Origin of the sequence: Microcoleus vaginatus HSN003 (assembly GCF_022701255.1) — a bacterium.
In the GTDB taxonomy this organism is placed as follows: Bacteria; Cyanobacteriota; Cyanobacteriia; order Cyanobacteriales; family Microcoleaceae; genus Microcoleus; species Microcoleus vaginatus_B.
In genome coordinates this window covers 5,069,793-5,080,949 of sequence record NZ_CP031705.1, presented here as the reverse complement: position 1 = coordinate 5,080,949, position 11,157 = coordinate 5,069,793, and the positions used below count along the sequence as shown (strand labels likewise).

Genomic DNA, 11,157 nt, shown 5'->3' with positions numbered 1-11,157 from the left:
GCCGTCGGCCACAGAAAAATCTGATGGTGGGATGTAGGGGTAAAAGGAAAACTATCAAGCCGTAGCAATCAGATCATGATGCGATCTTACTGTATCCATAACCAGGATTACACCACTCAGGAGCCGTGTGCGGTGAAAGTCGCAAGCACGGTTTTGTAGGAGAGATGGTAGGGGACACTCTGCCATCGACTCTCTAACTGCACCGGAATTATTGTTGACTGTTGACTGTTGACTGTTGACTGTTGACGGGCGGGTCGAAAAACTGAATGGTTGAGTGTTAAATGTTGAGTCGATTGTAATTGCTCAACCCCCTTGACAAGAAGACGAGATAGACATTATACCATTTTTTTAAAGATGTGATAGAGATAGAGAATGTAAGATCCAAGACCATCCGGTGAGAAAACCAATGACACGCTCGGTGAAAGATGCCAAAATTTCCTGGACTTTTATGCGGAGTTCGTCAAGATTACTAAACACCGACCAAGCTAAAAAATATTTCAGATATTCCCACACTCTTTCTGTCGGATTTACTTCCGGACAAGCCGGAGGCTGAAATAGTAAAATAACATTGTCTGGTAATTCAGATGAGTCCAACTTATGAGCTGGTGCGTTATCAACTTGAATGATGTGTAATTGCTCAGGATATTGTATTGACAAAAGTTGTAAATATGCTCCAAAACAAACTTTGTCTAAATGGGAAAACTCCCAAAAAAAACTTTTTCCAGTAGCGCTCGCTACTGCCCCATACAGCCAAAAACACTCAAATTTCCATTGATGCTTCCCGACGGGCTTTACGCCTGAAAGCGTCAGCTTACGCCGACGAATTGTATGCAGTCCTAGCCGCGTTTCATCACTGCACCAAAAGATGACTTTTTTATATTTGTTTACTTGAGGTAAAGCTTGGTCTAGTAGAGCTTTTATCTGTTGATGCAAGTTATTTTTGAATTTATTAATTGCCGTAGATTTCTGAGAAATACTGCGAGGTCGGGGAATTTTTAATTTACTTTTTAAGTAAGGATTCCGGTCTGACTGGGGGGGTGACAAAAAGGTCTACGAGATAGACTGTATAAGGGTTGCAGTCCGCATACCTTGTTGATAAAAGCGGCGTTTATTTGGAGCTAACTTCATTAACTGTTCTACCTCGTCAGAATATTGTTCTAGATAATTGACCCACTTTTCTCCATCTAAACCAACACCAAATGTACTCCGTCTTCGATATTTTTTTTTAGGTTCTTTGCGGCGAGATACATATTCGTGAACCTGTTTTTTTCTCATTTAAGTGCCTTGAAATATTCCCGAACTGTAGGCGAGCGTCATGAGCAAAATCATGTTAATAAGTCGGTCTCCTTTTAAGCTAGTTCCTTCAAGATCGTAGCCTCCTGTTTTACAGTCTCGGAACATTTCTTCAATACCCATCCGCTGCTTATAAGCATTGATGGCTGCTGGTAATGAGCCTAAATCTGTGAGAATAAACCATGCTTCATCCACCTTCCATCCCCCGTAGTTCCTTTTCCACTTACAAGCAATATCAAATCCGGTCGCAGGTCGAGTTTTCCTCACTCTTTTTCCCTGACAATATAAAGAGGTTCCTGGTACTATTCCTAATTCATCTAACCGTTGCCAAACTAAATGTTCCGTTTCGATACAATGATTCTTTTTCAGTCTTAAACAAAAAGATACACCCTTTTCCCTTAGCCAGTTTCCCAAATCAACAGAACAAAATTCACGGTCTCCTAAAACGATGACTTTATATTCTGAAAATAATGGTAAAACTTGCTGTAAATTGGTAGTCTGTGACTCGAAGCTACTGTTTCCCAATTTGGGCAAGAGTGACCAGTATAATGGAATTGCTCTTCGCTCCCAGATCAGGCTAACCATAAAGAGATTAATGCGCCCCCATTGACTGCGGTCGATTGATCTTGATAAACGAGTACCAATGGGGCAATAAGTGGTCAACCAATAAGTAATTAATGGGAACCAAATTAATGAGATAGTTAAATTTGGTAAATCCAGAAATATTTGTAGTTTTCTGCGCCGACTTTCGGTTGTAATTGGATAGGGAAATACCCGGGAGAGCCGTTCTAATCTCACTTGTTTTTCTGATTGTATCAAGGGTAGCAAGATTCCAATCAGTTTAAATTGAGCTGAACTTATAGTCATTTCAAATAAGTATGAGACTATTTAAAAATGAGGTAAAATTAATAAAAATAGTGAACCCGCTAGGAAAATGTCTTACAGTATTGATTTGAGAAAAAGAGTAGTGGATTATGTAGAAAATGGCGGTCGTATCGCTCAAGCAACCGGACTTTTTCAGATAGTTGTGGCAACGATATATCGGTGGCTGGGTCGGACAGACCTTAGAGCCACCAAGGTAAAAAGACGTAAGAGAAAGCTAGATTGGAAAGCCTTAGAAAACGATGTAAAAGAGAACCCAGATGCCAGATTAATCGACAGAGCCAAGAAGTTTGGGGTCAGACCAAGTGCCATATCTTATGCTCTTAAAGAAATGAAAATTACTCGAAAAAAAAACAACTTCGTTATCAGGAAAGAAACCGAGAAGAAAGAATGAAATACTACAGATATCTCCGAGAATTAATTAAAGGATCGGGAAGTCAAAGTCTGGTTTTTATTGATGAGTCAGGATTTGAAGAGTTTCAAGATTGTGCATTAGGCTGGTCAAAAAAAGGCAAAAAAATCTGGGGTGAAAAGTCAGGAAAACGGGGGAAAAGAGAAAATCTAGTAGCCGGAAGAAGGAAAGGAAAAAAGGACTTAATTGCCCCAATGGTTTTTACGGGCAGCCTCAATGCAGAAGGTTTTGAAGGGTGGTTATCTTTATATTTATTACCCTCTCTGACCCAGCCATCTATCTTAATCATGGATAATGCACCGATTCATCGAAAAACAGCCATTCGAGAACTGGTAGAGGAAACGGAGCATCAAGTTCTTTTTCTCCCAAAATATTCTCGCCTACCTGAACGATATTGAACACGATTTTAGTGCCTTAAAGCGAGCCAGAATGTATGCTCCTCCTGGCACATCTTTAGATGAACTCATCTGTGCCTACTGCGATCAATAGTGTCTCTTTTTTATTTGAAATGACTATAGTTGGTTTTTTAAATGAATGAGGTAGAATGTTGGTATCATTATTTTTTAGATAGGCAAGCGTGTAACAATTATGCTGCCTATTTTTTTTTAGCACACATTGGCTCAATCCGTACAAAGGTATGGGTTTCAGGCTGGTTGTTACCCCCCCAGAGGTCTGAAAGAAGGGAATGAGATCAGGCATAGCCAAGTCACAAAAATGGGCAGAAATAGCCTCACGGAAAAAAGCCATTACTGAACGAGCTTGAAAACGACATGTTTGAATCACACTCAATAGATCCGCCGTTTCCTCAAATCGTTTCATCGAACGAGAGCCGCCAGAAACTTTCCGTTTCGTTACAGCTAGGCGTAGGGAACGTTCTGCTAAATTATTATCAGGAGGCACCGAGGGGTCATCCAGAAAATACCACCACTGTTTTGCTTTATCTCGTAAGGATTTGAGTAACAAACAGAAGAGCATAACCAACTTGGTTCAACCAAGTGGCAAGGGCTTTATTCAATCGTATTTTGAAATCCTGAGCCCAGGAGTCGTAGGTGAGTTGCTCCTTCGTCTTTCGCCAGGACTCATGGGCCCTAAAAGCTTCATCAATTAATGAAAGAAATATTTGAGCGACTGCTGCATTATTGTCACCCGGAAGTCCCAGCACTCTCTTAAAATGCCGTCGTAAATGAGCCAGACACTTCTGTTGGGCTGCGACTTTCCCACCATTATAAACGCTGAAATCATCTGAGCTTAAGACTCCAGCAAATTCTCTACCCAGCATGGTTTCTAGTTCCACACGGCCCCTGGTATCTGCGGCATGAAATAAACAGAATCCTTCTCCCCTAGCTGTCCATAACCATTCTTTAACCCCCATGACACACCACGGCGTTTCATCTACATGAACATTTAATTGAAGAGGTGCCCATTTCCACAGTGCATTTATCGCTGGCTCTACTGCTGCTGCTACTCGTTGATTGGTTTTTTGGAGTGTTCCTACTCCCACTTCAATCCTGCCGAGTTCCCACAACAACTCAGTCAGCTTGGAGTAGGAAAGATGCCCATAATTACCCAGCCAAACTAATAGTGCTTGGAGATTAACGCTCAAGTCTTGTCCTGGAACTATTCCCAGGGGTGGTTCTCCTCTGACTACTGCACCACATTCTAGGCATTTACACGATTGTGTCTGATATTCGACGACTTCAATTGGTTTTGCTACTAGACTTGCTACTTGCTGTCTGTGGATGTTAATTACTTCACTTAATTCTTGACTACCACAATTTTGACAGATGTTGGGTGAGCTAATTTCGGTTCTGTCTACTCGTCCAAACCCTTTTCGGGTTTTTCCCTGATGACCTGGTTGTCCACCTGGTTTCTTTTTTTGGTCTGCTTCTGGTTTGACTGTTGGTTTCTCTGGTTTGTGGAGCAGATCCCTTGATGGAGGTTTTGATGAAGTTTGACTGGTTGTTCGACCTTTTCCCGTAGCAATAGCTAGTTTTTCTTGTAATTCTTCAATGATTTTTTGCAGCGCCAACACCATTTCTACCAGTTCAGCTTGGCTCAACTGCTCTATTTCGGTTTTTTCCTTCTGTCTGGTGGCTGCGGGCTTTTTCATTAGTTTATTTGGTAGTCCTAAGCAGGAAAGGATGAGCAGACAGGAAGCGAGGCATTGTAGTAGTGAATGAATAACCAGATTGCTCCAATGTGGTTCTCTAGCTTCTTTGAGAATGACAAGGTTTTACGAACTAGACGTGACACGCGCTGACGTAAAGTGCAATTGAAGGGTTCAATATAGCTAGTTTTTCCTGTTTCTTTGCCCACTGCACAATGCCGTTTGCTGGGTAAGACCTCCGCATAGGCTGACCAGAAATCGCTGTAAATCACCGCACTGCAGGCGGTACACCGGGGGCAGTGACTGCCACAACCAAGAGTGCTGATTCTGCGCTACGATCGCCGATGTGAACTCCGACAATCTCACGGGTTTGAACATCAAGAGCGAGCCACACCCACTGCTTGTTGCCTTTGTCACCGACGAACGACCACAGTTCATCCATCTGCACCGTCAGACGGCGTTTCGGCTTTGGGCGCACCTGCACCTCCTTGTTGACCTGCTGGTATTTGGCGTTGACGTAGTGTTGCACCCACAGTTGTGAGATTCCCAAGGCACGGGCAATCCCGGCTAGCGACACCTTCTCCAGGAGCAATCGATCAACGATAGCTTTGGTTTCCTTGCTAATCATCCGCCACTGCGGATCTTCGACAAACTGCCGTCCACAATCTCGACATTTATAATTTTGCTTCTGATGCCGAGTTCGACCGTTTTTGATCACAGATTCAGACTGACAACTCGGACACAGAGGTAAAGCAGTAGACATAAAGACAAACTACGTTAGCATTACAACAGTTTTATTCTCTCACCCTTTCCTCTTTAGCACTACCGTTTATTTTACCAGCTTTTGACACTTAAGTCTTTTTTGACCTGAATCCTTACCTTTTTAATTGCCCTCTAACTAAAGAATATACAGCCGGTAACTACTGGCTATTCCTTTAATCAACCAGAGCCAAAGATGAACTTCTTTATAACTCTGAAATCCTTCGGGGTCTCTCAACTCTTGTTGCAATGAAGCTGCTATTTCAACTGAGAACTTTTTTGGGCGACCAAAAACCTGGCGATTTTTTAACAAATTTTCCAGACCACCCTTTTTATATTGAAAGAGCCAGCGATGAATTGTCGCCTCACTTTTACCTAAAACTGCCGATACTTCCCGCACAGTTCCTACTTGTTTAGACTGAAACAAATAAAGCATTTGGACTTTGTTATAAGCTAGGATTCTTTTTTGTTGTTTGAGTATTTCTCGCAAACTTTCTACAGATTCGGTAATCTTTATATGAGGACGACCAGACATTGTAATTCTCTCCTTTACTTTTTACACAAGTCTATCACATCTTTAAAAAAATGGTATAACGTCGGCTTTTCTGGAACAGACACCTTTACCTACACAGTCAGCGACGGAATAGTTAGCTCTGAATCGGCTACCGTGACTGTCAGCGTCCACAATAACCCCCCTATGGCGAATTCTGACAGCTATACTACTGCTTCTAATACTCCCCTCAATATGACGGGTTTGGGAGTCTTAATTAACGATACAGACCGGGAAAATGACCCGCTGACTGCGATTTTGGTGGCAAATCCGACTCAAGGGTCGATCGCCCTTAACCCTAACGGTTCTTTCAGTTACACTCCGAATGCTGGTTTTGCAGGGACAGACTCTTTGGCGTTGCTGAATAGAGGTATGATAAGTGCGGGCAAGGGATGTTTGGGCTACCCGATTTGCCTCGTTTGAGGGCGATTGAAATCATAGGATGGATAGGGAACCGGAACATCCCAAAACTTAAGATAATGAATTACTAACCGAATAGAATGTTTAAGCATTTCTACCGACTTAGAATAGCACAGTGTGTTGCGATGAAGCCGGGCTTGCGTAATGTCGTAGTCGCGTATTCTCGCCCTCTACTCTGGTCATGTAAGTTTTACAGATAATTTGGTCTCCATCTGGGATAAACATGGGGTAAACTGGCCATCCATCTGTGATATAAAAGTAACATTTCCAATTGCCAACTAATTCCCATATAGCAATCCTAAATCATTATCATGATTGTGATACAATTATATGCAATACTCGATCGTGACCATAAAAAAATGAATAACTTACAACTGCAACAAAAAGATAGGCAAAAAGAAATAGATTGTTTAGAATCTTTCATTAAAAGCGATATAGATGCCAGAGAACTAAAACGAGCAATAGCTGTAAGGATGGCGATCTCAGGTAATATCTACCATGAGATCAGCAAAATTTTAGGTGTAAGTAATTTTTTTATTGGTTATTGGAAAAAACAATTTAAAACCAAAGGTATCGCCGGAATCAAACTAGGACATAAAGGGTCAAAAGGGTATTTAACAGCTCTACAAAATACTGAAGTAATCGAGTGGTTAAGAAATAAAGAATATTGGAATTTAGATGAGCTAGTTACTTATTTAGAACAAGAATTTGGTGTGATATATAAATCAAAACAGAGTTACTATGAACTTTTTGACCGGGCGAAAATTAGTTGGAAAAAAACTCAAAAAATTAATCCTAAATTTGATAAAGAACTGGTAAAAAAAAAGACGGAAGAAATTAACGATATTTTATTTAAAAACAAGGCTGGTATAGAGTCTGGGGAAATAATAGTATTGTTTTTAGATGAATGTCATCTACTTCATGGTGATCTGACTGGTTATGTTTGGGGTCAATCCCAAATCCGAATTGAAGTCCCAATTACCAATGAAAAAGATAGACAAACTTATTTTGGCGCACTCAATTATCAAAGCAAAGAATTCCATGTTCAGAGCCATCCATCTGGTGATGGAAAATCAACAGTTAAATTCATAAAATACTTACAAGATAAATATAAAAATCGCAAGATTATCTTGATTTGGGATGGAGCTAGTTATCATAAATATGGAGAATTTAGAGACTTTTTATTAGAACTCAATGCTGCCAAAGAACCTGCTAATTGGTCAATTACTTGTATTTTATTTGCTCCCAATGCTCCCCAACAGAACCCCGTTGAAGATATTTGGTTACAAGCTAAAAACTTTTTAAGAAAGTATTGGTATTTATGTAGGTCTTTTAAGATTGTCAAGTTTCTGTTTGAGTTTTTTACTAACGAACATAAATTTGATTTCCCCAAAATACGTCAATATACTTACACACAGAAAATCATTTAGGATTGCTCTAGATATAGAAAATCATTTAGGATTGCTATAGTTGTCGAAAAGTTATAGCACTATGATCTCCCAATACCCATCCTAAAATCCCTGGCTGAAAGTGATTTACTGCCGTCGCTCGCCAAAGCTTATTTTTTTTGACCAACAAACGTTTCTAGTTCATCAAGTTCTCCCACCCGGGGAATTGTGTCTGGTTCGTAAGCATCAGGGAGCAATTCTCCTACTTGCTTGACCCAATTTATAATGCTGGTATGATGTACTCCTTTAATCCTCTCAATTGCTCGAAAACCCATACCATTGACATACATTTTGAGACATTCACGTTTAACTTCTTCCGAGTAACCTTTATGAGGTTGATAGCAATCTATAAATTGTCTGCCACAACCGACACAAATATAATTCTGTTTACCTTTTTTATGACCATTTTTATTAACATGAGTTGATTGACATTCAGGACATTGCATAAGCTCTGCGTTTTTTGAAGTGTTATTTTTTGGCGCTCGCACTATAACCTTATCATACCCTAATTCAGCAACGCCGACTCTTTTACCTACAAAGCTAATGACGGAAAAGCTGATTCTGCGATCGTCACGGCAAGCATTGTTGTCAATAACCCTCCGACTCCGACTCCGACTCCGACTCCAACTCCAACTCCCACGGAAACTCCAACTCCGACTCCCACGGAAACTCCGACTCCAACTCCCACGGAAATTCCAACTCCGACGCCGACGCCTACGGAAACTCCGACGCCGACGCCTACGGAAACTCCGACGCCGACGCCTACGGAAACTCCGACTCCGATACCTGCGGAAATTCCCACTCCGACACCGACACCGACACCTGCGGAAATTCCCACTCCGACACCGACACCTGCGGCAATTCCGACGCCAACTCTGACGCCAACTCCGACTCCGACACCTGCGGAAATTCCCACTCTGACACCGACTCCGACACCGACGCCGACGCCTGCGGAAACTCCAACTCCGGCGCCAATTCCGACTCCGACACCTGCAGCAACTCCGACGCCAACTCCGACGCCTGCGGAAACTCCAACTCCGACACCGACTCCGACACCTGCGGAAACTCCGACGCCAACTCCAACTCCGACACCTGCGGAAACTCCGACGCCTGCGGAAACTCCGACGCCAACTCCGACGCCGGCGCCTGCGGAAACTGCGACGCCAATTCCGACTCCGACGCCTGCGGAAACTCCGAGGCCTGCGGAAACTGCGACACCAATTCCGACGCCAATTCCTGCGGAAACTCCGACGCCTGCGGAAACTCCAATTCCGACACCAATTCCGACGCCAATTCCTGCGGAAACTCCAATTCCGACGCCTGGGGAAACTCCGACACCAATTCCGACGCCAATTCCGATATCTGCGGAAACTTCAATTCCGACGGCTAAACCTGGGGAAACGCAGATCGCCAATCAGAATTCGATCGCCCCAACCACATCTCCAACAACCGAAACCCCCACACCTGCGCTAATTCCTGCTGCTTCGGAAGACGGTATGTACGATCGAATCACTTTACCCGATCGCACTTCCATTCCCGGCCCGAATATCCCTGAAAATACCCTCAACGGTACTGACGGTAAAGATACTCTAACCGGCAGTGATATTAATGACATCATCAACGGTTTTAATGGCAGCGACTGGCTAAATGGCTTATTCGGCAACGACAATATTTACGGTGGCCTTGCTAGCCCAGTTGCTGTTGGTGCGGATGCAGACAGCGACACCATATTTGGCAACGAAAATAACGACTATCTCGTCGGCCACGCTGGGAATGACATTATTTATGCGGGTAAAGATCATGATGTGGTGATCGCCGGTAAAGATAATGACGTAGTTTGGGGCGACAAAGGCAACGATACCCTACTTGGCGATGAAGGTAATGACAGTTTATTTGGCGGCACTTCTGATGCGTCTGACGGTGACTTGACAGGAAAAGATTTGCTTTTTGGCAATAACGGCAACGACGTTTTGTACGGACAAGAAAGCGAAGATACTCTAAGCGGCGGCAAGGACAATGATACCTTACATGGCGGCAAAAATAACGATATAATTTGCGGCGATTCTGGCAATGATTTGCTGTTTGCATATTTGGGAAATGACAGCATCTGCGGTGGCGACGGCGAGGATACGATTTTCGGAGATATTGACAATATCGCGACGGATGCTAAGTAGTTAGACAGAATTAATTACACAAATACATAGTAGAATGATATTCCCGGCAAAATTATGAGTTAATTAGAATTTCATATGCTGTTTATCAGGGAAATAAATCCTCTTTCGTCTAAATTGCTCGACTCGAATTCATCGCCAAAGCCGACATCATCAGGTACGTCAGAGAGCACATTGCCTCATATTAGCTTCGCAAGGAGTAAAAAAAGGAGAGTTAATGAATATTTTTAGAATAAGTTATAAGACACTCTACAACGGGTTCAATCGGTGGGAATTAGAGGGAATGATAGGACTTTATAATAAACCAGGAAGAGGTGCTAAGGCACTCTTTAACTCTTCGCAGAAAGCCCAAATCAAAGACTGGGCCAAACAAGAACCAAGGCAATTAAAAAAGGTTAGCCCAAAAGTTCAAGAAGCCTGGGGGATAAGTCCGAGTATAAAAACAATTCAAAGAATACTAAAAATGCTGAAGATGAGTTGGCATCGTATGCGTAAAGGAGTTGCCGGAAAGCCTCCAGCCCAAGAATATCAAGATAAAAAGGCGCAATTAGAAGAATTAAAACAATTGGATGATGAGGGTAAGATTGATTTATATTACTTGGATGAAACGGGATTTTGTATGATTCCCTGTGTCCCCTATGGCTGGCAAGATATCGGAGAATATTTAACAATTCCTAGTCGTCGTAGTCAGCGAATGAATGTACTAGGAATCATGAATCGAAATAACCATCTTGAAACTTATATTTCATCTCAAGGTATTAATTCAGATGTAGTTAGTGCCTGTATTGATGCTTTTTTACCCGCAGTACATAAGCCAACGGTAATTGTCACAGATCAAGCTTCTATTCATACCAGTGATGCTATTGTTGACAAACTTGAAGAGTGGAAACAACGTAATATTACTCTTTTTGAGTTGCCTTCTTACTCTCATGAATTAAATTTAATTGAAATTAAATGGCGGTTTATTAAGTATGAATGGATTGAGATATCTGCTTACAAGAGTTGGGGAACTTTTGTAACATCTGTGGAAAAAATCCTGAAAGAATTTGGAGAAAACTATGTAATTAATTTTGTCTAGCTACTTAGCAGGGTAAACGCACCTTAACTTTAACCCA

General features: G+C 42.1%; 9 protein-coding genes and 6 pseudogenes. 6 read left to right on the top strand and 9 right to left on the bottom strand.

The annotated features are described in order from the left end of the window. Positions 1–348: 348 nt before the first annotated feature. From D0A37_RS21990 to D0A37_RS21980, 3 genes are read right to left on the bottom strand one after another with little or no spacing between them, the layout of a single operon-like run. The gene (locus D0A37_RS21990) at positions 349–1,044 is read right to left on the bottom strand and encodes an IS630 family transposase (protein ID WP_242717534.1); all 696 of its coding nucleotides are present in this window, start codon (positions 1,042–1,044) and stop codon (positions 349–351) included. A 6-nt stretch (positions 1,045–1,050) separates the two neighbouring features. Further along, positions 1,051–1,275 (bottom strand): hypothetical protein, encoded by a 225-nt coding sequence (locus D0A37_RS21985; protein ID WP_242717532.1) that lies wholly within the window; start codon positions 1,273–1,275, stop codon positions 1,051–1,053. Beyond that, positions 1,276–2,160, bottom strand: a complete 885-nt coding sequence (locus D0A37_RS21980; protein WP_242717530.1) for an IS4 family transposase — start codon at positions 2,158–2,160, stop codon at positions 1,276–1,278. A gap of 67 nt (positions 2,161–2,227) precedes the next feature. On the opposite strand from D0A37_RS21980, the pseudogene D0A37_RS21975 reads away from it, so the two are divergent. Next, a pseudogene (locus D0A37_RS21975) lies at positions 2,228–3,076 on the top strand (IS630 family transposase). Positions 3,077–3,262: 186 nt separating this feature from the next. Here the strand turns inward: D0A37_RS21975 and tnpC are convergent. The 3 genes and pseudogenes from tnpC to D0A37_RS21960 form a co-directional block, all read right to left on the bottom strand. After that, positions 3,263–4,697 (bottom strand): annotated as a pseudogene (tnpC, locus tag D0A37_RS21970) (IS66 family transposase); the annotation flags it as partial. A 17-nt stretch (positions 4,698–4,714) separates the two neighbouring features. Continuing rightward, positions 4,715–5,457, bottom strand: a pseudogene (locus D0A37_RS21965) (IS1 family transposase). A gap of 135 nt (positions 5,458–5,592) precedes the next feature. Beyond that, positions 5,593–5,988 carry a helix-turn-helix domain-containing protein gene (locus D0A37_RS21960; protein WP_242717528.1) on the bottom strand — a complete coding sequence of 132 codons (396 nt, stop codon included), beginning with the start codon at positions 5,986–5,988 and terminating at the stop codon, positions 5,593–5,595. Between D0A37_RS21960 and D0A37_RS29565 the strand changes: the two are divergent. Next, positions 5,971–6,090, top strand: a pseudogene (locus tag D0A37_RS29565) (Ig-like domain-containing protein); the annotation flags it as partial. The gene D0A37_RS21960 and the pseudogene D0A37_RS29565 overlap by 18 nt on opposite strands. 60 nt (positions 6,091–6,150) lie before the next feature. Then, on the top strand, positions 6,151–6,426 hold the full coding sequence (locus tag D0A37_RS21955) for an Ig-like domain-containing protein (RefSeq protein ID WP_242717526.1): 276 nt from the start codon (positions 6,151–6,153) through the stop codon (positions 6,424–6,426). Here the strand turns inward: D0A37_RS21955 and D0A37_RS21950 are convergent. Then, positions 6,405–6,684, bottom strand: a pseudogene (locus tag D0A37_RS21950) (IS1 family transposase); the annotation flags it as partial. The gene D0A37_RS21955 and the pseudogene D0A37_RS21950 overlap by 22 nt on opposite strands. Positions 6,685–6,782: 98 nt before the next feature. On the opposite strand from D0A37_RS21950, the gene D0A37_RS21945 reads away from it, so the two are divergent. Further along, a complete protein-coding gene (locus tag D0A37_RS21945; RefSeq protein WP_242717524.1) occupies positions 6,783–7,853 on the top strand; it encodes an IS630 family transposase in 1,071 nt (356 codons plus the stop codon). A gap of 37 nt (positions 7,854–7,890) precedes the next feature. Here D0A37_RS21945 and D0A37_RS21940 read toward each other — a convergent pair. Next, positions 7,891–8,317, bottom strand: a pseudogene (locus D0A37_RS21940) (IS1 family transposase); the annotation flags it as partial. Between the two features lie 86 nt (positions 8,318–8,403). After that, on the bottom strand, positions 8,404–9,285 hold the full coding sequence (locus D0A37_RS29560; RefSeq protein ID WP_445242431.1) for a hypothetical protein: 882 nt from the start codon (positions 9,283–9,285) through the stop codon (positions 8,404–8,406). 82 nt (positions 9,286–9,367) lie between these two features. Between D0A37_RS29560 and D0A37_RS29555 the strand changes: the two genes are divergently transcribed. Together D0A37_RS29555 and D0A37_RS21930 are read left to right on the top strand one after the other, a co-directional pair. After that, entirely contained in the window at positions 9,368–10,045 is a 678-nt protein-coding gene (locus D0A37_RS29555; RefSeq protein ID WP_445242430.1) for a calcium-binding protein, read from the top strand. 75 nt (positions 10,046–10,120) lie between these two features. After that, positions 10,121–11,120 (top strand): IS630 family transposase gene (locus D0A37_RS21930; protein WP_242717522.1). Its coding sequence is split into 2 segments (ribosomal slippage): positions 10,121–10,168 and positions 10,170–11,120, totalling 999 coding nucleotides; the frame shifts between segments, so codons are not numbered across the junction. Positions 11,121–11,157: the final 37 nt, after the last annotated feature.